The 23,578-nt window shown below is 62.0% G+C and carries 25 protein-coding genes; 15 read left to right on the top strand and 10 right to left on the bottom strand.

Annotation, left to right across the window (positions count from 1 at the left end):
- Positions 1-315: helix-turn-helix domain-containing protein (locus FJ930_RS19110; RefSeq protein ID WP_141839692.1), on the bottom strand; the 315-nt coding region annotated here is incomplete at its 3' end.
- Between the two features lie 136 nt (positions 316-451).
- Positions 452-955: a hypothetical protein gene (locus FJ930_RS30135; protein WP_246676957.1), complete on the bottom strand. Its 504-nt coding sequence runs from the start codon at positions 953-955 to the stop codon at positions 452-454.
- A 161-nt stretch (positions 956-1,116) separates the two neighbouring features.
- Between FJ930_RS30135 and FJ930_RS19095 the strand changes: the two genes are divergently transcribed.
- From FJ930_RS19095 to FJ930_RS19075, 5 genes are all read left to right on the top strand, one after another.
- A complete protein-coding gene (locus tag FJ930_RS19095; RefSeq protein ID WP_141839691.1) occupies positions 1,117-2,178 on the top strand; it encodes a glycosyltransferase family 4 protein in 1,062 nt (353 codons plus the stop codon).
- Between the two features lie 43 nt (positions 2,179-2,221).
- The gene (locus FJ930_RS19090) at positions 2,222-4,390 is read left to right on the top strand and encodes an amylo-alpha-1,6-glucosidase (RefSeq protein ID WP_181176274.1); all 2,169 of its coding nucleotides are present in this window, start codon (positions 2,222-2,224) and stop codon (positions 4,388-4,390) included.
- A 111-nt stretch (positions 4,391-4,501) separates the two neighbouring features.
- Positions 4,502-6,271: a trehalose-6-phosphate synthase gene (locus FJ930_RS19085; protein WP_140739764.1), complete on the top strand. Its 1,770-nt coding sequence runs from the start codon at positions 4,502-4,504 to the stop codon at positions 6,269-6,271.
- Positions 6,271-7,044, top strand: a complete 774-nt coding sequence (otsB, locus tag FJ930_RS19080; RefSeq protein ID WP_141839690.1) for a trehalose-phosphatase — start codon at positions 6,271-6,273, stop codon at positions 7,042-7,044. The genes FJ930_RS19085 and otsB overlap by 1 nt, the downstream gene beginning before the upstream one ends.
- 21 nt (positions 7,045-7,065) lie before the next feature.
- A complete protein-coding gene (locus FJ930_RS19075; RefSeq protein ID WP_141839689.1) occupies positions 7,066-7,266 on the top strand; it encodes a hypothetical protein in 201 nt (66 codons plus the stop codon).
- Positions 7,267-7,331: 65 nt separating this feature from the next.
- Here FJ930_RS19075 and FJ930_RS19070 read toward each other — a convergent pair whose 3' ends face one another.
- Positions 7,332-8,069 (bottom strand): hypothetical protein, encoded by a 738-nt coding sequence (locus tag FJ930_RS19070; RefSeq protein WP_246676956.1) that lies wholly within the window; start codon positions 8,067-8,069, stop codon positions 7,332-7,334.
- A 211-nt stretch (positions 8,070-8,280) separates the two neighbouring features.
- Here FJ930_RS19070 and FJ930_RS19065 point away from each other — a divergent pair, with 211 nt between their 5' ends.
- Both FJ930_RS19065 and FJ930_RS19060 read left to right on the top strand, forming a co-directional pair.
- The gene (locus FJ930_RS19065) at positions 8,281-9,627 is read left to right on the top strand and encodes a glycosyltransferase (RefSeq protein WP_141839688.1); all 1,347 of its coding nucleotides are present in this window, start codon (positions 8,281-8,283) and stop codon (positions 9,625-9,627) included.
- On the top strand, positions 9,624-10,328 hold the full coding sequence (locus FJ930_RS19060) for a Stf0 family sulfotransferase (protein ID WP_181176273.1): 705 nt from the start codon (positions 9,624-9,626) through the stop codon (positions 10,326-10,328). Before FJ930_RS19065 ends, FJ930_RS19060 begins: the two co-directional genes overlap by 4 nt.
- Before the next feature lie 50 nt (positions 10,329-10,378).
- Here FJ930_RS19060 and dprA read toward each other — a convergent pair whose 3' ends face one another.
- Genes dprA through FJ930_RS19040 form a run of 4 tightly spaced genes read right to left on the bottom strand, consistent with a single transcriptional unit; the run spans position 10,379 to position 14,416 of the window.
- Positions 10,379-11,512 (bottom strand): DNA-processing protein DprA, encoded by a 1,134-nt coding sequence (gene dprA, locus FJ930_RS19055; protein WP_141839686.1) that lies wholly within the window; start codon positions 11,510-11,512, stop codon positions 10,379-10,381.
- Positions 11,509-12,096, bottom strand: coding sequence for a glycerol-3-phosphate 1-O-acyltransferase PlsY (gene plsY / locus FJ930_RS19050; protein WP_141839685.1), 588 nt, complete (start codon positions 12,094-12,096; stop codon positions 11,509-11,511). The genes dprA and plsY overlap by 4 nt, the downstream gene beginning before the upstream one ends.
- A 56-nt stretch (positions 12,097-12,152) precedes the next feature.
- Positions 12,153-13,439, bottom strand: a complete 1,287-nt coding sequence (locus FJ930_RS19045) for a dihydroorotase (RefSeq protein ID WP_141839684.1) — start codon at positions 13,437-13,439, stop codon at positions 12,153-12,155.
- Positions 13,436-14,416, bottom strand: a complete 981-nt coding sequence (locus FJ930_RS19040) for an aspartate carbamoyltransferase catalytic subunit (RefSeq protein WP_141839683.1) — start codon at positions 14,414-14,416, stop codon at positions 13,436-13,438. Before FJ930_RS19040 ends, FJ930_RS19045 begins: the two co-directional genes overlap by 4 nt.
- Before the next feature lie 178 nt (positions 14,417-14,594).
- Here FJ930_RS19040 and FJ930_RS19035 point away from each other — a divergent pair, with 178 nt between their 5' ends.
- The 3 genes from FJ930_RS19035 (at position 14,595) to FJ930_RS19025 (ending at position 17,265) form a co-directional block, all read left to right on the top strand.
- On the top strand, positions 14,595-16,223 hold the full coding sequence (locus FJ930_RS19035) for a DNA alkylation response protein (protein WP_141839682.1): 1,629 nt from the start codon (positions 14,595-14,597) through the stop codon (positions 16,221-16,223).
- A gap of 152 nt (positions 16,224-16,375) precedes the next feature.
- Positions 16,376-16,924: a hypothetical protein gene (locus FJ930_RS19030; RefSeq protein WP_141839681.1), complete on the top strand. Its 549-nt coding sequence runs from the start codon at positions 16,376-16,378 to the stop codon at positions 16,922-16,924.
- Positions 16,924-17,265, top strand: coding sequence for a DUF6105 family protein (locus FJ930_RS19025; RefSeq protein WP_141839680.1), 342 nt, complete (start codon positions 16,924-16,926; stop codon positions 17,263-17,265). Before FJ930_RS19030 ends, FJ930_RS19025 begins: the two co-directional genes overlap by 1 nt.
- Here the strand turns inward: FJ930_RS19025 and ruvX are convergent.
- The gene (gene ruvX, locus FJ930_RS19020; protein WP_141839679.1) at positions 17,183-17,689 is read right to left on the bottom strand and encodes a Holliday junction resolvase RuvX; all 507 of its coding nucleotides are present in this window, start codon (positions 17,687-17,689) and stop codon (positions 17,183-17,185) included. The genes FJ930_RS19025 and ruvX overlap by 83 nt on opposite strands.
- Before the next feature lie 124 nt (positions 17,690-17,813).
- Between ruvX and FJ930_RS19015 the strand changes: the two genes are divergently transcribed.
- From FJ930_RS19015 to FJ930_RS18995, 5 genes are all read left to right on the top strand, one after another.
- Positions 17,814-18,521 (top strand): metal-dependent hydrolase, encoded by a 708-nt coding sequence (locus tag FJ930_RS19015; protein WP_141839678.1) that lies wholly within the window; start codon positions 17,814-17,816, stop codon positions 18,519-18,521.
- Between the two features lie 274 nt (positions 18,522-18,795).
- On the top strand, positions 18,796-19,083 hold the full coding sequence (gene gatC / locus FJ930_RS19010; protein WP_141839677.1) for an Asp-tRNA(Asn)/Glu-tRNA(Gln) amidotransferase subunit GatC: 288 nt from the start codon (positions 18,796-18,798) through the stop codon (positions 19,081-19,083).
- A gap of 7 nt (positions 19,084-19,090) precedes the next feature.
- Positions 19,091-19,546 (top strand): GNAT family N-acetyltransferase, encoded by a 456-nt coding sequence (locus tag FJ930_RS19005; protein WP_141839676.1) that lies wholly within the window; start codon positions 19,091-19,093, stop codon positions 19,544-19,546.
- Complete coding sequence (locus FJ930_RS19000; protein ID WP_141839675.1) at positions 19,546-21,111, top strand: amidase family protein; 1,566 nt, start codon at positions 19,546-19,548, stop codon at positions 21,109-21,111. Before FJ930_RS19005 ends, FJ930_RS19000 begins: the two co-directional genes overlap by 1 nt.
- A 129-nt stretch (positions 21,112-21,240) precedes the next feature.
- Positions 21,241-22,038 (top strand): YdcF family protein, encoded by a 798-nt coding sequence (locus tag FJ930_RS18995; RefSeq protein WP_141839674.1) that lies wholly within the window; start codon positions 21,241-21,243, stop codon positions 22,036-22,038.
- On the opposite strand, the gene FJ930_RS18990 is transcribed toward FJ930_RS18995, so the two are convergent.
- Positions 22,011-22,730: a DUF599 domain-containing protein gene (locus FJ930_RS18990; RefSeq protein ID WP_141839673.1), complete on the bottom strand. Its 720-nt coding sequence runs from the start codon at positions 22,728-22,730 to the stop codon at positions 22,011-22,013. The two genes, FJ930_RS18995 and FJ930_RS18990, sit on opposite strands and share 28 nt — an antisense overlap.
- A gap of 27 nt (positions 22,731-22,757) precedes the next feature.
- Positions 22,758-23,453 carry an isochorismatase family cysteine hydrolase gene (locus FJ930_RS18985; protein WP_141839672.1) on the bottom strand — a complete coding sequence of 232 codons (696 nt, stop codon included), beginning with the start codon at positions 23,451-23,453 and terminating at the stop codon, positions 22,758-22,760.
- Between the last annotated feature and the right edge of the window lie 125 nt (positions 23,454-23,578).

The following is a 23,578-nucleotide window of genomic DNA, read 5'->3' as shown; positions in this document are numbered from 1 at the left end:
AATCCGGACGTCGCCAGCCAGCTTGCGCACGAGCAACTCGCGTATCTTCCTGGCACCCCAATGCGGCTTCTCCCGCTCGCTCTCCACGATCAGCCGCTCGATCTGGTCGGGCAGCTGGTTGGCGTAGCGGACAGGCCGGCGCGAGCGGTCGCATAGGGCTTCGAGCCCTTCCTCCCTATAGCGGTCGAAGATCTTGTAGCCGGTCTTGCGGGAAATCCCGAACTCCCGACACACTTCGCTCATACCTTCGCCATCCAGAAGGCGGGCGACAAAACGTAGACGTTCCTCCATCACCGAACACTCTCTCCACGGCATCAACACCTCCGGCCAAAAGCCAAAAGTGTTACCCATGTGTCCGGTACAAATCGTCACCTATGTCTCGGGTCGCTCACACGTCACATGCCGGCGCTTGATTCGCCATGAACCGTTGCGGCACAAGGTGATCGACCGCTCAGCCGCTTTGCGACAAATGAACGTGCAGAACGGCGGCTTTCTTTGCAATCAGTCCTTCCAAATCCGCGTCCGACCGTTTGGTGCCGGTACGTTCCCGCAGCAGCGAGATCACCGCTTTCATAGAAAGCTGGGCCGTCTGACCGCTCAGGATGGCATCCACCGCGCCGGCAACATCCGGGGTCTCCGTTGGTGCTCGCATGATCGGCTCCTTTCTGTTCAGGTCGGCCTCGGTGCCGGCGGGTCCCCTGACGCCGCGGTCGAAGAAGACGGGCAGGCCGTTCTTGACGGCGAGGGCGGCGACCATATCATCGAGCTTGCGGTCGGAGAGTGCCGGGTCCGAAGGAGCGGGTTTCAGGATTCTACGGATCACTCGGGCAGCCTGGTCCGTCGACACAAAACCAAAACGCCGTTTTCTGGCCTCGACATATTGTTCGATGATCATGCTTAGACGTCGGGCTGCAACATCCTTCGGTTCCTGCACCTGGGCCTCCTTGGCTGCCATGCGTGCGATCTCGGCAGCACAAACAGGAAATAGGGCGGGCTTGATCGAACATCAAACAGGGGAATTGGCCATCATTCGCCCCCATCTTCTCGTAAGACAGGAACGATCCCGCGCCTGAAGCATTTCGCTCTATGACCAGCTCATTGAGGGAACGCCGGGCCATGAAGATTGCCCATGTCGCACCGCTTTACGAATCCGTGCCGCCAAGGCTCTATGGCGGCACCGAGCGTATCATCTCCTACCTTACCGAGGCTCTCGTCGACCTTGGTCATAGCGTGACCCTGTTCGCCAGCGGCGATACGAAGACCTCCGCCAATCTGGTGCCATGCCGCGAACGGGCGCTTCGTCTCGATCCCCGTCCGCTGAAATCCGAGATAGCGGCGCATTTGTCGATGCTCGACGAGGTGCGCAAACGGGTCGACGATTTTGACGTCATTCATTTTCATCTCAGCCATTTCCTGCATTTCCCGTTTTTCCGCGACATGCCGCAACGCACCGTGACGACGCCACATGGCAGGCTGGATTACGCCGACCTCCCGCAAGCCTACGATCGGTTCCCGCGGTTTCCGATGATTTCGATATCCCGCAGTCAGCGAGCGCGGTTCGCATCCGCGAACTGGCTGGCCACGATCCATCACGGGCTGCCGGTCGAGCTCTATGAGCCCGATTTCGAGGCAGGATCGGATGGCTCCTATCTTGCCTTTCTCGGCCGGATGTCACGTGACAAGCGACCGGATCGGGCGATCGAGATCGCCCGCCGTACCGGCCTGAAACTCAAGCTCGCGGCCAAGATCGGTGATGGCGACCGCGCCTATTTCGAGGAAGTCGTCCAACCGATGATCGATGGCGACCGGGTCGAATATGTCGGCGAGATCGGCGAGGACCAGAAGAGCAGGTTTCTTGGCAATGCGGCAGCTTTGCTGTTTCCCATCGATTGGCCCGAGCCCTTCGGCCTTGCGGTGATCGAGGCCATGGCCTGCGGAACCCCTGTGATGGGCTGGAGTTGCGGCGCCATGCCCGAGATCATCGATCATGGGGTCAGCGGCTTCGTCGTCGAAACCATTGAAGATGCTGTGGCGACGATGCCGGCTCTCCTCCAGCTCGACAGGCGGCGAATAAGAGCGGTCTTCGAGAGGCGGTTTTCAGCCGACAGAATGGCCAGGGATTATGTCGCGGCCTATTCCCGGCTGAGCAAGGGCCATCAGCAAAGCAGAGCCTCCTAGGCCCCCTTCACCCGTTCGGAAACCCAACACGGGAACAGTCTTCTTGACCATCATCCAACTCGACGAACGCAAGCTTGATCCGGCGATAGCGCTGGCTTCACTCGATGAAACCGCACCCAGGGAGCCGCACCGGCTCTTCGCGCTCAAGCATGGCGATTGCTTTGCCGTCGCCGATGCCTATGGCGACATCCGTGGTGTCGGCGACGGGTTCTTCCGCGATGACACGCGCGTGCTTTCCGAATTTCGCCTCGCGATCGGTGGCCGTTCGACATCTCTCCTCGGGGCCTCGCTGAGCCAGGACAACGTCCTGTTCACCACCAACCTCACCAATCTGCCGATCGAAACCCTGGGTGGACGGCCGATAGCGCAAGGCGCAATTCACATCGAGCGCGTCAGGCTGCTGTGGCAGGATCGCCTCTATGAGCGGCTGACGCTGTCGAACTACGGCCGGGAACATTCCACCATCCTGCTTTCGCTGCGCTTTGCCGCCGATTTCCGCGACATGTTCGAAGTTCGTGGATCGACGCGGCCGAAGCGGGGCACCTCACATACGGCCGAGGTTGGCCGGAGCTCCGTGATGCTTCGCTACGAGGGGCTGGACAAGGTCGAGCGCAAATCGGCGATATCGTTTTCGCAAGTGCCCGACGAACTGACCTCGGAACGAGCGGACTTCCTCATCGCCGTCACCAAGCGCAGCCGCAAGACGCTGTATGTCGAGGTTGGCACCGATGCCAGGGATACGCCCGAACGCGAGCGGTTTCGCGCTGCGGCCGCGCGCGCGCGTTTCGGCATGCGCGCCAAGCGTCGCCACGGCGCAACGCTGCACAGCTCCGGCAGGGTGTTCAACGACTGGATCGAACGGGCGCGTGCCGACGTGGCGCTGCTCACCACGGAGCTGGCGACAGGTCCCTATCCCTATGCCGGCATTCCATGGTTCTCGACGGCCTTTGGCAGGGACGGGGTGATCTCCGCGCTGCAAATGCTGTGGCTCAACCCCGGCCTGGCGCGCGGCGTGCTCGCCTTTCTGGCGCAACACCAGGCAACCGAAACCTCGCCCTTCAGCGACTCCCAGCCTGGCAAGATCATGCACGAAACGCGCAAGGGCGAGATGACGGCGCTCAGCGAACTTCCGTTCGGCCGCTACTATGGCGGTGTCGACACCACGCCGCTCTATGTCCATCTTGCCTGTGCCTATGCTGACCGCACCGGCGACACGGACTTCATCGATGGCCTGTGGCCGTCGCTGTGCGCCGCCGCCGAATGGATCGAAGCCGCGAGCCAGCCGACAGGATTTGTCACCTACCTTCGTGCGGCGGAATCGGGCCTCGCCAACCAGGGTTGGAAGGACAGTTTCGATTCCATTTTCCACGCCGACGGTCGCATCCCGAAAGGGCCGATCGCGCTGGTCGAGGTCCAGGGTTACGTTTTCGCGGCGTTCCAGGGGTTGGCGAAGCTGGCTCGGCTGCGCGGCGAAGACGAGAAGGCCGAAGGTTGGGAGAGGCGCGCTCAGGAAATCCGTCAGCGGGTCGAAAGCCATTTCTGGGTGGAGGAGCTTGGCTATTATGCGCTGGCCCTGGACGGCGACGGCCAGCCTTGCAAGGTGCGCACGTCCAATGCCGGACACCTGCTTTATGTCGGCCTTCCCGACCCGGATCGCGCGCGGATCGTCGCTGACCAATTGCTGTCGGCTTCATTCCACACCGGCTGGGGACTGCGCACGCTGGCGGATGACGCGATCTTCTTCAATCCGATGTCGTACCACAATGGCTCCATCTGGCCACACGACACCGCGATCTGTGCGGCAGGCCTTGCGCGATACGGCATCCGCGACAGCGTGGTGCGGCTGATGAGCGGTACATTCGAATCCGCCGTCCATTTCAACATGCGGCTGCCTGAACTGTTCTGCGGTTTCACCCGCGCACCTGGCGAGGCGCCGATCGCTTATCCGGTCGCGTGCTTGCCGCAGGCCTGGTCGGCAGGCTCGGCCTTCATGCTCATGCAGGCGTGTCTCGGCCTTCAGATCGACGGCTGGACCGGCGAAATCCAGGTGACACGGCCGCGCTTGCCAATCGGCATCGACAATCTGGTGGTCCGCCATCTCGCGGTCGCGGGTGTTGCTGTCGATCTGACATTTCAGCGGGTAGGGGACCGCGTTGGCGCCTTCCTGGCCGATCGCCATGAGGGGCTGGTGCCTCTCGTGGTCAGAAGCTGAAAACATCGGAACCATCGCGCGCCGCGAACGTTGGACCCCCGCACGATGGGTGCCGGAACTCCAGTCGGCGAGGCCAGCTGCGGCATCCCATTAAAAGGTAATCGACTTCAAATGCCCGACAACACTTCGTACCTGGTCGCTCCTTCATCCGCTTTGTGGCTCCTTGTCCTTGTAGCTGTCGGCATCCTGATCATCGCGCGGGCGACCATGACGTTGCGGGCGAAGAGGGGCAGGAAGCTTGCCGCCGTGGCGGTTGAGCCGGCTCGCGGTCCCTTGCCGGAATTCGCGAAGAATGGGCAGTCCGCCGCCGCCGCGCTGGTGCAGTGGTCACCCGAAACGCTGCGTCACATATTGGCGACGGAACTTCCCGATGCCCAGGTGATCGTCGTGTCAAATCGGGAGCCGTATATCCACAACCGCAAGGGAGAGGACATACAGTTGGTCGTACCCGCCAGCGGCCTTGTCTCTGCCCTGGAGCCGATTACCCGTGCCTGTGCAGGCACGTGGATCGCCTATGGCGGTGGGTCGGCCGACACGCTTGTGGTCGACAAAAATGACAGGGTCGAGGTACCGCCCGAAAACCCTTCCTACACGTTGCGTCGTGTCTGGTTGAGCGAAGAAGAACAGCAAGGCTATTATCTCGGCTTTGCCAATGAGGGCCTCTGGCCGCTGTGCCATATCGCCTTCACCCGGCCGATATTCCGCGCCTCTGATTGGGAGTCCTACGAGGCGGTCAACCGCAAATTCGCCGACACCGTTGTCGCGGAAGCCCGCAACGAGCGGCCGATAGTGCTGGTCCAGGACTACCATTTCGCGTTGTTGCCGCGGATGATCCGGGAGCGCCTGCCGGAGGCGATCATCATCACCTTCTGGCACATTCCATGGCCGAATTCGGAGGTGTTCAGCATCTGCCCGTGGCGCGAGAAGATTCTCGAAGGCCTGCTCGGCAGTTCCATCGTCGGCTTTCACACCCAGTTCCACTGCAACAACTTCATCGACAGTGTCGACCGCTTCCTCGAGAGCAGGATCGAGCGGGAGGATTCGGCCATCTCCTACGGTGGCCAGGTCAGCCTGGTTCACGCGTATCCGATTTCGATCGAATGGCCACCGGTGCAACTCGGCAAATTGCCTGACGTGGCACAATGCCGCCAGCGTGTTCGTGAGAGATTCGGACTGGCTGAAAATATCAGACTGTGCGTGGGCGTTGAACGTCTCGACTACACCAAGGGTATCCTTGATCGCTTCAACGCGCTCGATGAACTGTTGAAACTCCATCCCGAATGGATCGGCAAGGTGGCGTTCCTGCAGATCGCCGCGCCCAGCCGCGGAAGCTTGCCTGCTTATCAGCAGTTGCATGAAGAGTGTCTGCGTCAGGCAGAGGATCTCAACCAGCGCTATGGTCGCGAGGGTTACACGCCCGTCGTGATGGTGACGGAACACCACTCACAACAACAGGTCTACGAGCTCTATCGCGCCGCTGATGTTTGCATGGTCACAAGCCTGCATGACGGCATGAACCTGGTCGCCAAGGAATTTGTCGCGGCGCGCGACGACGAACAGGGTGTCCTGCTGCTCAGTATGTTCGCTGGAGCTTCCAAGGAGTTGCTTGAGGCGCTGATCGTCAATCCCTATGACGCGGCGATGATGGGCGACGTCTTGCTTCAGGCTTTGACCATGTCGCAAGAGGAGCAGCGCCAGCGCATGCAGCGCATGCGTGAGGTCGTTCGCGACAACAATGTCTATCGATGGGCAGGCAGCATGCTGCTCGACGCCGCGCGCTTGCGCAAACGTATTGAAATCGATCGCGCCGTCGGTGCCGCTCCGGTGGCTCCACGTAACGTGATATCGTTGCTCGACCGCAAGCGGGTGGCGGCTCTGTGATGTCGATACTTCCGAACCTGCCCGCGCCTGACGTTCCCCAAGGGCCATGGGCCTTGTTCCTGGACATCGACGGCACGCTTCTTGAACATGCCGCGCATCCTGACGCAGTGGTCGTCAATGACGCGTTGCGCATGCTGTTGGCAAGACTTGAAACGCAATTGGACGGAGCGTTGGCGTTTATCACGGGACGGTCGATTGCCGCTGTCGACCATCTCTTTCAGCCCCTTCGATTGCGCGCCGCCGGGCTTTACGGTCTCGAGCACAGGCTCGCTCGTGACGGTCCGGTCGAGGCGGCGGGCGAGCCGGCCGACATTGCAGCACTTGCCGGGGAAATCGAAGCGGAACTGGCCAGCGCTGATGTCTATATCGAACGCAAGGGACCGATCCTGGCCATTCATACACGCGCGGCGCCGCACTTGCTTCAGCGTGCGACACAGTTGGTCGAACAGGCATTGGAGAGGCTGCCCGCGGGATATCGGGTGCTGGCTGGCAATGCAGGGGTCGAGCTGATGCCGCTGGAGGCGGCCAAAGGAGCGGCGATCAGGCGCTTCATGGCGGAGCCGGCTTTCAAGGAACGATGCCCGGTGTTTCTTGGCGACGACACATCCGATGAGAACGGATTCGAAACCGTCAATGAGATGAACGGCATATCGATCCGTATTAAACCGCAAGGCCAAACCGCGGCGCGCCACAAACTGGCCGACGTCGGCGAGGTTCTTGCCTGGTTGGACACTCTGTGCCGAGGCAGATTCCGCGCGACGGTCCAACCCTAAGCAGTTTGCAGGAGTTGATCGATGGCTCAGTTCACCAGCCTGATTCAGGAAATCATCCCGAACTGGCTTCGGCGCCGCTCACACAAATCGGGCGACACTCTCGAGCCACCGCGTTCCGAAGACGCCGACGCGGTGTGGCGCAAGGTGGTGGAGAAAGATCTGTTCGGTGCGAATACATCCGACTATGCCGAGACCGAGGAAGAGAGCAGGGGGAAGCACTGACGTCTCGTCCGGTTCTTTCGAAATCAGCGCGATGCACTCACGGGTGTTTCCGTTTCCGGCCGCTATCAGACGACTTCAGACATCAGCTGCTGCGCAATCGGCTGCACATTTTCTCGATAGGTGATGGATCTCTCGTAAAGCTTTCTCGCCACCCGCTCCTTGCCTATCCGCTCCCATTCAGGCGTCCAGTGGGTGTTCCAATCGAAATTCTGCGCGATGAGAATCTCCCTGTCGAAACATTGAGGATCGCGATCCAGAATCTGGCGGGCTTCATCGGCAAGTGGCGTATAGGCTTGCACTGCAGCTATCTTTCTGGCGCGGGCAGCAGCATCCAGTTGAATTTCCACCTCGACAACGCCAGGCACGTTGGGAACCGCAGCGGAACAAAGGTGCTTGCGACCCGGTCTCGCACCGCGCAGCCAGACATTGAGGACATTGCCAAATACGTGGGCCAGATCGTGGATTGGATTGTAGCCGTCGACTGCGTCGGAAACGACTTGAACGTCCTGACAATCCATCAAATCGAGCCGGATTCTCCTGAGCACGTCGGCAAAGAAGCCCGTATCCGTGCTCAACAACGCCTTGTACCACGCGGCGTCAGGAGTTTCTCCAAAGATCGCTCCGGCGGTCGCGCCGGCGGCGTCCACCACCTCACGTGAGAACTGGGTTCGAGCCGCGTTGCGTCCGCCCGAGCCATCCGTGAGAAGGTAGATTCGCGGCCTGTTGAGCTCAAGCCAGTGATGGATTCTAAGCTCATGTCCCGGATGTGCGAGGATTAGCACATGTTGCAACTTTTCAGGCACGGCATCGCTCCACTCAAGCTTCGGCGCGCAATCCCACCCCGTGGATATCGCTGAAACACGCTGCGCCAGAATTCCATGCAATGACTGGCATAGGCACCCGCGCTGGTGCCACATGGAAACTTGTTTGGTCGACAGCTTCGAACTAAGAAACGCTGCCTAGCTAGCACCTGTTGTCTTTATAGCCAACGCAAAACAGGCAAGGAGGCAACCTTTGCGGATACTCATTACCAACCTGTCGGTGTCGCAAAACAGCGGCTCCGAATCCGTTGTCGAATTGCTGGCCGACGGACTTCGCGGCGCGGGTCACCAAACCATGCTGCTCGCGCCAACGCTTGGCGACATGGCTGATAGACTCCGCATCCGTGGACACCAGGTCGTGGACCGGATCGCCGAGATCGTCGAAAGGCCCGATGTAATCCACGCCCAGCATCTGACCCCATGCCTGACCGCGCTGGCAAGGTTTCCTGACGTGCCAGCCGTCTTTTCATGTCACAGTGCCGTCTTCGAGGTCGAAACTCCAATGCCTCACCCTCAGATCCGCCGCTGGATCGCGGTCGACGAGGCGTGCAAGGTAAGGTGCCTGTCGCGCGGTGTGCCGGCAGACAAACTGGATCTCGTCTTCAACGCGGTCGACCTCGAACGTTTCAGGCAAAGACCTTCTCTGCCCGCGAGGCCGAAGCGGGGGCTGTTGCTGACCAAGAATTTCGAGCATCAACAGGCGGTGCGTGAAGCCTGCGCCAAAAGCGGCATTCAGCTTGATGAACTGGGGCCTGCCACAGGCCGGTATTCATATCAGCTCGAAAAGGATTTGCCGCAATACGATATCGTGTTTGCGACCGCCCGCATGGCCATCGAGGCGGCCGCCGTCGGATGCTCGGTTGTGGTTTGCGACGCGCGTGGCTTCGCCGGCCTGCTTGACACGGAAAACATGACAGCATGGCGGCGTATGAACCTCGGCGTCGGTCTTCTGACCAGGCCGACCACTGTTGACAACCTTTTGCAAGCGATCTCGAAATTCGACGCCGACGATGCGGCAGCCGTTTGCATTTATTTTCGGAAGGTTGCAGGTATGGCCTACTTTGTCGAGGAACATCTTCGAATTTATAATCAGGCTATCCAGGAACATGGCGCCACGACCGCGGACGAACGATCGCTCGCTACAGCCTGCTGGATCGAAGAAATCGGCGTTTCAGCTACGCATCGCAAATGGTTCCAGATTGCCAAGGAGCTGCACGGCGTGGCGGATCCACTCCGTCAGACCGCCTTGCTGGAATTACTGCGATCAAATACGGAAATCCTAAAGAGGAGTGCTGTGGCGTGGACGGACCTTGGTGGCCAGATCAATACGATTAGACTTGATACTGCCCAAATCCATTCGGTCTCTGATGCTTCCGTTTCGCTCGTTACCGTAAGCCAAGTTACCTTGGAAAGATTATCTCGAATCGAGCATAGTTTGGAAATCATTGCGGAATTTGTAAGCAAGGTAAAGCTGCTGTACAACGGCCTGCTTCCTTTGTTTTTTCGAAAAATACTTCTCAAGGCGCGAGGAAAAATTTGAAAATAACGAACGGAATTCGAGGTTATGCAATTTGTACGTCGCCAAGATCGGGAAGCAACTTCTTTTGTCAGCATCTCAGTAGCACCGGGGCGCTCGGGCATCCACTTGAATACTTCAATTGGAGGGCTCGTCGATTTTTTGATCATCCAAACTTTCCGGAACGTGTGAGCGGTCAGATCGAGAAAATTCTCACCATGGGCGCGACATCCAATCGCATTTATGGCCTGAAAATCTTTGCGCACCAGCATGATTGGATTTCAGGCGAAATCGACTGGACCGATGCGCTTCCGAATCTTCACTTTGTGTATCTTTCCAGACGAGACCTTCTCCAGCAGGCGGTATCTTGGGCGAAAGCCATCCAAACAGGGCAGTACCGATCGACGCAACCGCCAAACCAAACAGCGGTTTTTGATCCCGAACTGATTCAGAGGCAACTCGATGCGCTGGTTCGGGAAAGGGCGCGTTGGGAGATGTTTTATGCGCGAACTGGAATACAGCCCCTGAGAATCGAATACGAGCCACTCGTCGCCGACCCGCTAGATGCGGTCAGCGAAGTGGCCAATATGATGGGTGTCAAATTGCAACCCACGCAAGATTTCAGCAGGGTCGTGATCCAGAAACAGCGAGATTTGATCAGCCAAGAATGGGCCGATCGCTTCAAGATGGAACGCGGCAATCGAAATATATTGGATATCGTGTAATGCCTAGAGCCGTCACAAGAGTACTGGAGGTTTCGCAGAACGGCACGGCTTCAGGGATCCCCGAAAACCAGTGAAACATGGCCGCCCGCATGACGTTCGAGCCGGCCGGCGAGATCGAGTTCCAGAAGCACCATGAAAACCTGGGCCGGGTGGAGGCCGGTGTGACGGATGATCTCGTCGACCGACACCGGCGTCGGGCCGAGCGCCTCGATTACCTCTGTGCGGTCGCTCTCACCAGGCGGCGGTGTGGCCGAAAAATCGGGCGGGTCCTCGAACGGCGGCACATCAGGTGCCCGCATGCCGGTCAACGGCGCGATTGCCCTGGAAATATCCGATGCTTCGGTGACCAGCGTGGCGCCGTCCTTGAGCAGGCCGTTCGTGCCGGCTGCACGCGGATCGAGCGGGGAGCCGGGCACGGCAAAGACCAGGCGGCCCATTTCGCCGGCCAGCCTGGCGCTGATCAGGGATCCCGACCGCTGCGCCGCCTCGATCACCACCAGCCCAAGGGCGGCACCCGCGACGAGACGATTGCGGCGCGGAAAATCCTGCGCACGCGGCTGCCAGCCGAATGGCATCTCGGAGATGACCGCCCCATGTTCGGCGATTTCCTCGCACAGGCCGGCATTTTCGGGCGGGTAGGGCAGGTCAAGGCCTCCGGCCAGCACACCGATCGTGCCGGTCGACAGACTGCCCTGATGTGCCGCTGTGTCGATGCCGCGTGCCAGGCCGGAGATGATCCCATATCCATCGCGCCCAAGGTCGGCCGCCAGCATGCGCGCCATCTTGATGCCAGCCAGCGATGCGTTGCGCGCGCCGACGATGGCTACGCCCGGCAGCCGGAACACGGCGGCATTGCCCTTGACCGCCAGCAGCGGTGGCGGATGGTCCATGCTGCGCAACAGCGGGGGATAATCGGTCTCTCCGATGCCGACAAAGCGTGCACCATTGCGCCGGGCTGCTTCCAGTTCGGCTTCTGCCTCGGCAACGGAAGGGATGCGGATCATCCGGCTGGCGCCGCCGGAAATCATCAGTTCCGGCAGCATTTGAAGCGCGACTTCGGCCGACCCGAAGCGGTTGATCAGGTCCCGGAAGGAAGCAGGGCCGACATTCTGGGTGCGGATCAGCCGCAGCCAACTCAGCCGCTGCCGGTCGCTGAGGCGCGGCCCGGCGACCGGCTCGCTCATCCCTTGGCTCCGATCTTGCCCTCGGTGCCGGCAAGCAGGCGAGAAATATTGGCTCGGTGCTTGATAAAGACGACGATGCTCATCACCACGAACAGAGTGGCAATCTGTGGTGCGCTCAGAAAGTAGAGGGCGATCGGTACAACGACAGCAGCCGTCAGTGCCGCAAGCGACGAAAAGCGGAACAGAAAAGCCGTCACCAGCCAGACGACGGCGAAGACCAGCGCCACCTGCCATGCAAGGCCGATCAGCACGCCGAGATAGGTGGCGACGCCCTTGCCGCCCTTGAAGCCCAGCCAGGCCGGGAAGAGGTGGCCGAGAAAGGCACCGAGGCCGGCCCAGACCGCTGTTTCAGGCGCGAAATGAGCAACTATCAGCACGGCGGCCGTGCCCTTCAGCGCATCGAGCAGTAAGGTCGCGGCGGCAAGTCCCTTGTTGCCGGTGCGCAGCACGTTGGTGGCGCCGATATTGCCGGAGCCGATATTGCGCACGTCACCAAGACCAGCGGCTCGCGTCAGCAACAGCCCGAAGGGAATCGAGCCCAGAAGGTAGCCGAATACCAGCGCCAGGATCACGCCATAAGTCATTGTTTCCCCCGCATTTCCCCCTGCCAACCGGATCAGGCGCGGCGCCTGTTCCCGGTCTATGCCGAGAACACTGTGCGGCCGGCGACCAGTGTTTGCAAGACCTTGCCTTGCAGCCGCGCGCCTTCGAAACATGTGTTTTTCGAGCGCGAGCGGATGCCGCTCTCGCTGACGATCCAGGGTTCATCGAGGTCGACAAGCGCAAGGTCAGCGATGGCGCCGGGCTTCAGCGTGCCGCCGGGCAATCCGAACAGCCTTGCCGGCGCGGTGGAGAGTGTCTCGATCAGCCGCGGCAATGGCACGTCGCCATTGTGGTAGAGCCGCAAGGCGGCGCCAAGCAACGTCTCCAGCCCGATGGCGCCGGCTGCCGCGTCGGCGAAGGGCAGGCGCTTGGTGTCGACATCCTGCGGATCGTGCGAGGAGACGATGATATCGACCGTGCCGTCCCTGACCGCTTCGATCATCGCCAGCCGGTCTTCCTCGGCGCGCAGCGGTGGCGTCAGCCGGAAGAAGGTACGATATTCGCCGACATCGTTTTCATTGAGCGACAGATTGTGGATCGACACGCCCGATGTGACGTTGGCGCCATCGGCCTTCGCGCGCGCCACCGATCCCGCCGCAATGGCCGTCGAGATCTTGGCCGCATGGTAGGAGCCGCGCGTCAGACGCGCCAAGGCCAGATCGCGCTCAAGCGGAATGGATTCGGCTTCACGAGGAATGCCGGAGAGACCAAGCCAGCTCGCGTAAAGGCCCTCATTCATCACCCCGGACGAGGCAAGATCTGCATCCTGCGTCTCATGCACGATCGTGGCGCCGAAGTCGCGCGCATAGGTCAGCGCGCGGCGCATCACCAGCGCGCTCGAGATGGTGTGGCGGCCATCGGTGAAGGCGACGGCGCCTGCTTCGCGCAGCAGGCCGAACTCGGTCATCTCGCGGCCGTCGAGGCCCTTGGTGATGGCCGCCGCCGGGAAGATGTTGACGACCGCCGTATCCTTGGCGGTGCGCAGCACGAACTCGACCAGCGCCACATTATCGATCACCGGGTCGGTATCGGGCATCATGACGATGGAGGTGATGCCACCGGCGGCCGCCGCGACACTTGCCGACGCAATGGTTTCGCGATGCTCGCCGCCGGGTTCGCCGATGAAGACGCGGCCATCGACAAGGCCTGGGATGATTACCTTGCCGGCACAGTCGATCAGCGCGGCCCCATCGGGCGCGCCCTGGTTCAGCGCCGCCTTGCCGGCGGCAACGATTTTCCTGCCGTCGACAATGACGGAGCCGACTTCGTCCATGCCGCGCGAAGGGTCGACGATGCGGGCGCGCTCAAAGACCGTCGTGCTCATGCGCCGCGGCCCTCTTGGTTGCGGCCCTCTTGATTACGACGGGGGTCGAGCAGCGCTTCCATCACCGCCATGCGCACGGCGACACCCATTTCCACCTGTTCCTGGATGACGCTTTGCGGGCCGTCGGCGATTTCCGAGGCGATCTCGACGCCACGGTTCATCGGGCCGGGATGCATCACGAGCGCGTCGTCCTTGGCGGCCTTCAGCTTCTCGGCGTCGAGGCCGAAATAGCGGAAATATTCGCGGGTCGACGGTACGAAGGCGCCTTCCATCCGCTCACGCTGCAGGCGCAGCATCATCACCACGTCGGCATCCCTGAGGCCTTCGGCCATCGAACGCGACACGATCACGCCCATTCTGTCGATACCGGAGGGCAAAAGCGTCGAAGGCGCGACGACCCGCACCTGCGCGCCGAGCGCGTTAAGCAGCATGATGTTGGAACGCGCCACGCGCGAATGCAGGATGTCGCCGCAGATCGCCACGATCAGTTTCGACAGCGGGCCCTTGGCGCGGCGGATGGTCAACGCGTCGAGCAACGCCTGCGTCGGATGCTCATGCGCGCCGTCGCCGGCATTGACCACCGAACAGCCGACCTTCTGCGCCAGAAGTGCCGCGGCACCCGCCGACTGGTGGCGGATGATCAAGATGTCCGGCCGCATGGCGTTCAGCGTCATGGCGGTGTCGATGAGCGTCTCGCCCTTCTTCACCGAGGAACTCGCCACCGACATGTTCATGACATCGGCGCCGAGCCGCTTCCCGGCCAGCTCGAACGAGGACTGCGTGCGGGTCGAGGCTTCGTAAAAGAGATTGATCTGGGTGCGGCCGCGCAGCGTCGAGGTCTTTTTTTCGGATTGGCGCGAGATCGCGACCGCCCGATCCGCCCTGTCGAGCAACAGTTCGATGTCTCCAGGCGAAAGATCGCTGATGCCCAGAAGATGGCGGTGGGGATAGAGTGGCAGGGACGAAGCGTCGGTCATCTCAAGGGGCTGCTATAGGGTGCGGATTTCGTGCCCGCAAGCGCCCGCTTTCGATTGGCGCCATTCTCCCCGGTATTTTCGTCGCGCGCCCGCCAACGCTTGGGCTATATCTAGCCGATGGCTTCGGATTCGTGGCTTTCCGGCAATAGGGGCCTTTCTACCGATAGAAGGATTGGGCGTGACCGACGACGTAACGAACCAGCCGCCGCCGTTGACGGGCGGCAACGCCTGGCGAGGCGATCCGTTGCTGATCCAGCTTGCCGAGCGCTTTTCCGATCCGGTACGCAAGGACCTCGATGGGCTCGGCCGTTTCGTCTTGACGCAGGAAGCGCAGGAACTGGCGCGCCTGGCCAATGTCGAGACGCCGAAACTCAGGACGCATGATCGCCAGGGACGGCGCATCGACCTGGTCGAATTCCATCCGGCCTACCACGCCTTGATGCGCCGCTCGGTGGCGAACGGGTTGCATTCTTCGGTCTGGGAAAATGGCGACGCCGAGATCGGCCGCCGCCATCAGGTGAGGGCCGCCCGTTTCTACCTGACCGCCGAACTCGAGACTGGGCACCTCTGCCCCATCACCATGACCAGCGCCTCGCTGGCGGCGCTGATGGCCAGCCCGAAACTGTTTCGCGAATGGGCGCCGCGCGTGACGACGCGCAAATATGACCAGAGCCAGAAGCCGCCGGTCGAGAAGACCGGGCTGACGCTTGGCATGGGCATGACCGAAAAGCAGGGCGGCACGGATGTGCGCGCCAATGTGACCAGGGCCGAGCGCGTCGGCAGCGGTTTCTACCGCCTGACCGGGCACAAATGGTTCATGTCTGCGCCGATGTCGGACGCCTTCCTGGTGCTGGCGCAGGCGCCGGAGGGGCTGTCATGCTTCCTTGTGCCGCGCGTCCTCGGCGACGGGTCGGGCAACGGCTTCCGCTTCCAGCGCCTCAAGGACAAGCTCGGCAACCGCTCCAACGCATCTTCCGAGGTCGAGTTCGTCAACGCCATCGGCGAGATGGTCGGCGAACCCGGCGCCGGCGTGAAGACGATCATGGACATGGTGACGCTGACGCGGCTCGACTGCGCGGTGGCGTCTTCGGCGATCATGCGGGCGGGGCTGGCCGAGGCGGTTCATCATGTCCGCCATCGCCAGGTGTTCGGCGCCAATCTGATCGAACAGCCGTTGATGCAGCGCGTGCTGGCTGACATGGCGTTGGATGTCGCTGCCGCCACGGCACTGTCGTTCAGGCTGGCGCGTTCCTTCGACGAGGCGGCGAGCGACCGCGGCGAGGCGGCGTTTGCCCGCGCCATGACGCCGGTCGTCAAATACTGGGTGTGCAAGATCGCGCCACCGTTGCTCTACGAGGCGATGGAGTGCCTTGGCGGCAATGGCTATGTCGAGGAAGCGCCGCTCGCCCGCTACTATCGCGAGGCTCCGGTGAACGCCATCTGGGAAGGGTCGGGCAATGTCATGGCGCTCGACGTGCTGCGCGTGCTCGGCCGCGCGCCTGGCCTGTTCGAGGAGGTGCTGGCCGGCATCGACCGTGACCTCGGCGCCGGTGGGCGTGGCACGATCGGTGTGCTGAAGGCGGCGATGCAGGTCGCCGCAACCGACGAGGGCTCGGCCCGACTGCTGACGGAACAACTGGCGCTGTCGGCGGCGGCGGCGGAACTGCGGAGGCTGGGGGCAGGGCGGATTGCCGATGCCTTTGTCGAGACCCGCCTGGCCGGCCAGTGGCGCAACACCTATGGCATGCTCGATTCGCGCCACGACGCCCGCATGATCATCGATACGCTCTATCCGCCGTTGACCTGAACCAGACGCCGTCCAAGGACGGTGCCATCCATCTTTCGGGGTGCCGTCGGCATTCTGATCCGAGGCGCGTTGCCGTTAACCTTAACAAATGGTTTCCGTTGCGGCGGCGAAGCGCAAAGCCCACTGTCATTCCTGTCGAAGCAGGAATCACGATGCGCTACGTATTGACCTCTTTCTTGTCCGTGCACTGGGCGATCGTTTTCGCCCTGCTCGCGCTGATCTGCATCGACGGAAACCGGGGCGTGGCGGCAGCTCTTGGCGTGCTCGGCGTGAGCATTGAGAGCGCTCGCTTCGTCAATCTAGAGAACGTCGTCGTGGTCGCGCCGCTGGCGATCGCATTGCTGGTCGTGTCGGTGCTGTTCTTCTGGGCCTTTGTCGACACGCTGATCAACGACACGGCCAGCCCGGGCGCGGACAGCGTTGTTCGCATAGCCTTCATCTCGGCTTCCGGTGTGTTGTCGATGATCCTGATCGGCGGCGCTGCCCAAGGCATCAACGGCCTTTTCATGGTGGTGGCCGTGCAACTGGCCGCACTCCTGGCCTCCTATGTCGCGATGCTCGCCGAGCGGCGCTCGGCGGCGGTGTCGGATGATGCCGATTTCCGCGCCACGGCGCACGGCATGGCGAAGGCCGCCGCCCATAGTTCGCTGCTCTCCCTGATATCTGGCCGGGTCGGCCCGAACGGGAAGGGAGGCCGCTGATGCGCTACATCTTCGCGATGTGGGCGGGCCCGATGGCGATTTTCTGGGGCTGGTTCTATCTGTCGGCCAACGACATCAATTTCGGCTACGTCATGTTCACCCGGCACACGCACGACTTCTTCTTCCAGCTCTACGGCCAGATGCTAGGCATCGACCCGTCGATCATCCCCGGAATGGTAGCGAAGACGTGCATCTTCGATGGGCTTCTGCTGATGGCGCTGTGGGCGTTCCGCCGCCGCCGCGAAATCTGGGGCTGGATCAAGGGGCGGACCACGAGTCAGGCTCCGTTCGAGCGGCTGCATCGAGTGACTGAAGCCGGTCTAGAACTCCCTGCAGAATAAAGGCCGCCGCGGCCGAATCGATCTTGCCAGCGCGTTTGGCGCGCGAGAAATCCATTTCGATCAGCGTCCTTTCGGCCGCGACCGTCGACAGTCGCTCATCCCAGAACACGAAGGGCAGGTTGCTCAGCTGGGCCATGTTGCGCACGAAGGCGCGCGATTTCTGCGCGCGCGGACCTTCGGACCCATCCATGTTGATCGGCAGTCCAATCGCCACCGCGCCGACGTTCTCCTTCTCCAGCAAAGCCAGAAGCATGGCGGCGTCGAGCGAGAACTTCTTTCGCACGATGACCGGGCGTGGATGAGCGAAGGAGAAACCCCGGTCGGAAACCGCGACGCCGATCGTCTTGTCGCCGAGATCGAGCCCCGCCAGCGTCCTGCCGTCGACGAGCCGTGCCGGCAATTGCTCAATTGTGATGACAGCCAACGGTTTTCCCTCGTCTTTTTCAGCGGTCTGCGTCTTTCCTGACGCGCGGCAGGCACTATACCCTTTGATCTCGGGGCTATCGGCGTTCTATCCTGTGGCCCGGCAAAAATCGAGGAATGCATCCATGAAACTGACCTGGTACGGCCACTCGGCTTTCCGCATCGAAGCCGGCGACGCCAAGATCCTCATCGACCCCTATCTGGTCGGCAACCCGTCCTGGACGGGCGGCTGGGAAGGGCCGGCGGAGGGGATCACGCATGTCCTTTTGACGCACGGGCACAGCGACCACATCAGCGGCGCGCTGGAAGTACTCGGCAAGAGCGGCGCTCAGTTGGTCGCCAATTTCGAGATCTGCATGTATCTGGTCGGGAAGGGCGTCAGCGACAAGAAGATCAATCCCGGCAATATCGGCGGCACGGTCGATTGCGGCGGCTTCACCACCACGTTCGTCCAGGCGCTGCACTCCTCCTCGTTTGGCGAAGAGGGCGGCAAGAACGTCTATCTCGGCAATCCCGGCGGCCTGGTTCTGCATTTCCCCGAGGACAGCACGCTCTACCACATGGGCGATACCGACATCTTTTCCGACATGGCACTGATCAATGAATTGCATGCGCCGAAGATCGGCATCGTGCCGGTCGGTGACCGTTTCACCATGGGTGGCGCGGTGGCGGCGCTTGCCTGCCGCCGCTTCTTCAAGTTCGAGACGGTCGTCCCTTGCCACTTCGGCACCTTTCCGATGATCGATCCGACCGCCGAGAAATTCGAGACCGGCCTGGAAGGATCCGGCGTCAAGGTCGCTTTGCCGAAGATCGGCGAGACGATTACGATCTAGAAAAAGCCAGCGCGCAATGGCAGATGGAGATCGTCAGCGGAGGCTTTTTTTATCGCCGTCCTCCGCTGCCGGCTATCCTTGCAGCCGCTCCCTGATGCGCGGCTGGCCATCTCGGTCCATCACGATACCGATGAGTGCGGACAGAGGCTAAACGGTTTCGATTCGCCATGGAGGAGGATGCCTGCGGCACGCCGGCCCACGCTTCGCATGATGCATGTTGCGCACCGCGTGCCGCGCCGCTATAGCCCGGACTGGTTTTCCCCGAGGCAAATACATGTCCGTTGATCTCAAGACAGTGAAGCGCGTCGCGCATCTCGCCCGCATCGCGGTGAGCGAGGAAGATGCCGAACGCATGACCGGCGAATTGAACGCCATACTGGGCTTCGTCGAGCAATTGAACGAGGTCGATGTTTCCGGTGTCGAATCGATGACCTCGGTGACCCCGATGGAGATGAAGAAGCGCAGGGACGTCGTCACCGACGGCAACAAGGCGGCCGACATCGTCGCCAACGCACCGGCGGCCGAAGAAAACTTCTTCCTCGTGCCGAAGGTCGTGGAGTAACGCGCCGATGGCAATCGAGATCGCCATCGAGACGCCGTTGCAGGACGACGTGCGCGGCCTGGTCAGGGAACTCAACGAAACCCTGCTCGAATTGACGCCGCCGGAGCATTGCTACCACCTGACAGTCGAGCAGATGGCAGGCCAGGACACGACCGTTTTCGTCGCCCGCGATAGGGGCGCCGCCATTGGTTGCGGTGCGCTGAAACGCCATGGCGACGGCATTGGTGAAGTCAAGCGCATGTACACGCGGCCTTCGCATCGCGGCCAGAAGATCGGCGCCAGGATCGTCGAGCGGGTGGAGGCGCTGGCGCGCGATGAAGGGCTGAAGCGGCTGGTGCTGGAGACGGGTGATCGCCACCCCGCCGCATGGACCGTATACGAACGTGCCGGGTTCTCGCGCTGCGGCCCGGTGCTGGATTATCCCGATTCCGAGTGGTCGGTATTTTACGAAAAGAGCCTTTGATGAGCGACCTGACCCGACTGACGATTTCGCAGGCCCGCGCCAAGCTGCGCGGCAAGGAAATCACCGCGACCGAGATCACCGAGGCTTATCTCTCCGCGATCGATCGCGCCAATCCGGCGCTCAATGCTTATGTCGCGGTCACCGGCGACAAGGCGCGCGACATGGCCAAGGCGTCCGATGCCAGGCTGGTCAAGGGCGAGGGCGGGGCGCTGGAAGGCATTCCGTTGGGGATCAAGGACCTGTTCGGCACCGAGGGTGTCCATACCCAGGCCTGCAGCCACGTGCTCGACGGCTTCAAGCCGCGCTACGAATCGACCGTCACGGCAAATCTTTGGGCCGACGGCGCGGTGATGCTCGGCAAGCTCAACATGGATGAGTTCGCCATGGGCTCGTCCAACGAGACCTCCTACTATGGCCCAGTCGTCAACCCGTGGCGGCGTTCGCGCCTCGACACGGTGGTGATGCCGACGACGCATCAGGGCGATGGCGGCTTCGTATCGGCCGGCGGCACGAAAACCCAGCGCAGCCTGGACAATGCGCAGCTGGTGCCGGGCGGTTCTTCCGGCGGTTCGGCGACCGCCGTCTCTGCCTTCCTGTGTGCCGGCGCCACGGCGACGGACACCGGCGGCTCGATCCGCCAGCCGGCCGCCTTCACCGGCACGGTCGGCATCAAGCCGACCTATGGCCGCTGCTCGCGCTGGGGCATCGTCGCCTTCGCTTCTTCGCTCGACCAGGCCGGCCCGATCGCCCGTGACGTGCGCGACGCCGCGATCCTGCTCAAGTCGATGGCCTCCGTCGATCCGAAGGACACCACTTCCGTCGACCGGCCGGTGCCGGACTACGAGGCGGCGATCGGCAAGCCGATCAGGGGCATGAAGGTCGGCATTCCCAGGGAGTATCGCGTCGACGGCATGCCCGAAGAGATCGAGGCGCTGTGGCAGAAGGGCATTGCCTGGCTTAAAGAGGCCGGCGCCGAGATCGTCGACATTTCCCTGCCGCATACCAAATACGCTCTGCCCGCCTATTACATCGTGGCGCCCGCGGAGGCATCGTCAAACCTGGCGCGCTATGACGGCGTCCGCTATGGCCTGCGCGTGCCGGGCAAGGACATCGTCGAGATGTATGAGAAGACGCGCGCCGCGGGCTTCGGCCGCGAGGTCAAGCGCCGCATCATGATCGGCACCTATGTGCTCTCGGCCGGCTATTACGACGCCTACTATCTGCAGGCGCAGAAGGTGCGCAACCTCATCAAGCGCGACTTCGAAAATGTCTTCGCCGCCGGGGTCGACGTCATCCTGACGCCAGCAACGCCGTCCGCCGCCTTCGGCATCGCCGACGAGGACATGGCGTCCGATCCGGTCAAGATGTATCTCAACGACATTTTCACGGTCACCGTGAACATGGCCGGCCTGCCGGGCATCGCCGTGCCCGCCGGTCTCGACCCCAAGGGGCTGCCGCTCGGCCTGCAGCTGATCGGCAGGCCGTTCGAGGAAGAAACGCTGTTCCAGACGGCGGCTGTCATCGAACAGGCGGCCGGCACATTCCAGCCGGAGAAGTGGTGGTAAGGCTATCGCCCGGCTAGCGCATGACCCCGAATACCGGAATCAATTTTCGGAAAGGATCATGCGCAGAATCAAAGTTTTACAGCGTCCTTTGCGCGCCCAGGCACGCGCGGCACTGTAATGGGGTGAGCGATGTTCTTCTATCTTTCCAAAGTCTTCTGGTTCTTCATCCAGCCGCTCAACCTTGCCATCTTCCTGCTGCTGGCAGGCTTGCTCGCGGCGCTTTTCGGCCGCCGGCGGCTTGCAGGCACCAGCAGCGTGCTCGCCTTCCTGATCCTCGCCCTGTCGGCCTGGACCTCGCTTGGCGCCATGATGCTCAATCCGCTGGAGGAACGCTTTCCACGGCCGCCGCTACCGGAGAAGGTGGACGGCATCGTCGTGCTCGGCGGCGGCTTCGAAGGCGCCATCAATCTCGTGCGCGGTGGATATGAACTGAGCACCAGCGGCGACCGCATGGTCGAGACCGCGATCCTGGCCCGGCGCTTCCCGCAGGCCAAGGTGGTTGTATCAGGCGGAAACGGCTCACTTTTCCTTGATGGCGAGGGCGACGCCGACACCGCGCCCCGCCTGCTCGGCCCGCTGGGTGTCTCGGCCGATCGCCTCGTCCTCGAGGACAAGTCCCGCAACACCTATGAAAATGCGGTCTTCAGCCGCAAACTGGTCGATCCGAAGCCGGGCGAGACCTGGCTGCTGGTGACCTCCGCCTTCCACATGCCCCGGGCCAAGGCATTGTTCGACAAGGCCGGTTTTCCAACCATCCCATGGCCGGTCGACTATCGTACCTCGGGCAAGGAGGGCGTTGGCCCGTTTCGCGACAACGCCGCCGATTCATTGCAGAACACGACCATGGCGATCCGCGAATGGACCGGGCTTTTCGCCTATTGGCTTTCCGGCCGTATCGATCAGCCCTTTCCGGCGCCGGGCGGCTGACCGATGACGGCGCGCCTGGCCGCCGAGAAGAACTGGCGCCGCACGAGCACGGCCAGCAGCAGAAGCGTCGACAGCACGAACACCAGCGGATCGACGAACCAGCCGAGATAGCCGATCGAGAAGAACACGCCGCGCAGGCCGGAGTTGAAATGCTTGCCTGCCAGCATGTTCATCTGCGTCGCGCGCCAGACAGCCGTTTCGGTGATCGGGTTGCGCGAGGCTTCGCCATGCGGGATCGGCACGGCGCCGATCAAGATCGAGCAATAGTTGAACAGCCGGTAGGCCCAGCCGAATTTGAAGAAGGAAAAAGCCAGGATCAGCACCAGCCCGAGCACCTTGATCTGAAAAGCCGAGCGTGACGGCGCGCTGCCGAGCGGCAGGTTGCTTAGCACCTCAAGCACCCGGTCGGAGGCGCCGAGCAAGGCAAAGCAGCCGCCGAGCGCGATCAGCGAACTGGAGGCGAAGAAGGCGGTTCCCTGCTGCAGGCCGCTCATGATGGCGGTGTCGACGATGCGGATCTCGCGCTCGGCCATGGTGCGCATCCAGGCTTCGCGCTGCGCATTCATCGCCGTCGTCAGCGAGATACGGCTGACCAGCCTGCCGTCGGAAGCAAGCGTGTGCAGCACCCAAGCCAAGAGGAAAAAGCCGAGCGCCGCGAGGTCGGCCGTCGACAGGTAGGAGGAATCGCCCATGCTCTCTTGTACCCTGCTTTGGCTGGCTCAGGTCGGCAAAGGTTCGGCGGCTTCCTTCTGCAAGGCCTTGATGACTTTGTCAGTGCTGGTGACCCATCCCAAGGCGTTCTCGAAATTCCACAATGTCGACTGGCGATTGAAGTCCGGACCCGAATGGTTGATCGCGTCCTCGACCAGGATGGGCCAGAACTCCAGCATGTAGGCGTCGCGCGCGGTTGCATCGACGCATATGTTGGTGGCGACCCCGGTGAACAGGAGGTAGCGGATTTTCCGGGCGCGCAGGTATCTTTCCAGGCCGGTCCTGCAAAAGCCGCTGTAGCGCGATTTTCGGATGACCTCGTCGCCTGACTCGGGCCTCAGGGCGTCGACGATCCGCCAATCCCAGCTGCCGTCGATCAACAGTCTGCCGCGAAGCTCCGGGCGCTCGCGCATCAGCACCATCCCCAATTCCTTCTGGTGGTTCGGCGAGGAGGGGTCTCCCGCGTCGCTGAGATCAGACCGATATGACATCTGGAGATAGACCACCGGCATGCCGTTTCGGCGGGCGGCCGCAAGTAGGCGCCTGCTGGCTTCGATCGCCAGGGCGGCGCCTGAAATGTCCATGCCTGCCAGATCGAACATGCCGCCCGCCGTGGCAAACGCGTTCTGCATGTCCACAACGACGACCGCCGTCAGGGCGGGGTCGATTTGCACCGGTTTCGGCCTGGCATCCAACACGAGCATCACATCCCCCTGATGAACCGCAAACCACGCTGGTGCGTCATGCGAGAATAGCCGCGAGCCGATGCTCCGGCAATCAATGTCGCTGCCGGAGCAAACAAAGTCGGCAGATGCTGCGCCGCGATTGC

The organism is Mesorhizobium sp. B2-4-15 (assembly GCF_006658505.1).
Classification (GTDB): Bacteria; Pseudomonadota; Alphaproteobacteria; order Rhizobiales; family Rhizobiaceae; genus Mesorhizobium.
Note: the sequence above shows the minus strand (reverse complement) of the source record. Positions and strands in the feature narration are given on the sequence as shown.

Bases quoted from the DNA above. Each gene is read 5' to 3' on its own strand.
- FJ930_RS30135 (WP_246676957.1), bottom strand. From the start codon at position 955: ATGGCAGCCAAGGAGGCCCAGGTGCAGGAACCGAAGGATGTTGCAGCC.
- FJ930_RS19095 (WP_141839691.1), top strand. From the start codon at position 1,117: ATGAAGATTGCCCATGTCGCACCGCTTTACGAATCCGTGCCGCCAAGG.
- FJ930_RS19085 (WP_140739764.1), top strand. From the start codon at position 4,502: ATGCCCGACAACACTTCGTACCTGGTCGCTCCTTCATCCGCTTTGTGG.
- otsB (WP_141839690.1), top strand. From the start codon at position 6,271: ATGTCGATACTTCCGAACCTGCCCGCGCCTGACGTTCCCCAAGGGCCA.
- FJ930_RS19075 (WP_141839689.1), top strand. From the start codon at position 7,066: ATGGCTCAGTTCACCAGCCTGATTCAGGAAATCATCCCGAACTGGCTT.
- dprA (WP_141839686.1), bottom strand. From the start codon at position 11,512: ATGAGCGAGCCGGTCGCCGGGCCGCGCCTCAGCGACCGGCAGCGGCTG.
- plsY (WP_141839685.1), bottom strand. From the start codon at position 12,096: ATGACTTATGGCGTGATCCTGGCGCTGGTATTCGGCTACCTTCTGGGC.
- FJ930_RS19045 (WP_141839684.1), bottom strand. From the start codon at position 13,439: ATGAGCACGACGGTCTTTGAGCGCGCCCGCATCGTCGACCCTTCGCGC.
- FJ930_RS19040 (WP_141839683.1), bottom strand. From the start codon at position 14,416: ATGACCGACGCTTCGTCCCTGCCACTCTATCCCCACCGCCATCTTCTG.
- FJ930_RS19030 (WP_141839681.1), top strand. From the start codon at position 16,376: ATGCGCTACGTATTGACCTCTTTCTTGTCCGTGCACTGGGCGATCGTT.
- FJ930_RS19025 (WP_141839680.1), top strand. From the start codon at position 16,924: ATGCGCTACATCTTCGCGATGTGGGCGGGCCCGATGGCGATTTTCTGG.
- FJ930_RS19015 (WP_141839678.1), top strand. From the start codon at position 17,814: ATGAAACTGACCTGGTACGGCCACTCGGCTTTCCGCATCGAAGCCGGC.
- gatC (WP_141839677.1), top strand. From the start codon at position 18,796: ATGTCCGTTGATCTCAAGACAGTGAAGCGCGTCGCGCATCTCGCCCGC.
- FJ930_RS19005 (WP_141839676.1), top strand. From the start codon at position 19,091: ATGGCAATCGAGATCGCCATCGAGACGCCGTTGCAGGACGACGTGCGC.
- FJ930_RS19000 (WP_141839675.1), top strand. From the start codon at position 19,546: ATGAGCGACCTGACCCGACTGACGATTTCGCAGGCCCGCGCCAAGCTG.
- FJ930_RS18995 (WP_141839674.1), top strand. From the start codon at position 21,241: ATGTTCTTCTATCTTTCCAAAGTCTTCTGGTTCTTCATCCAGCCGCTC.
- FJ930_RS18990 (WP_141839673.1), bottom strand. From the start codon at position 22,730: ATGGGCGATTCCTCCTACCTGTCGACGGCCGACCTCGCGGCGCTCGGC.
- FJ930_RS18985 (WP_141839672.1), bottom strand. From the start codon at position 23,453: ATGCTCGTGTTGGATGCCAGGCCGAAACCGGTGCAAATCGACCCCGCC.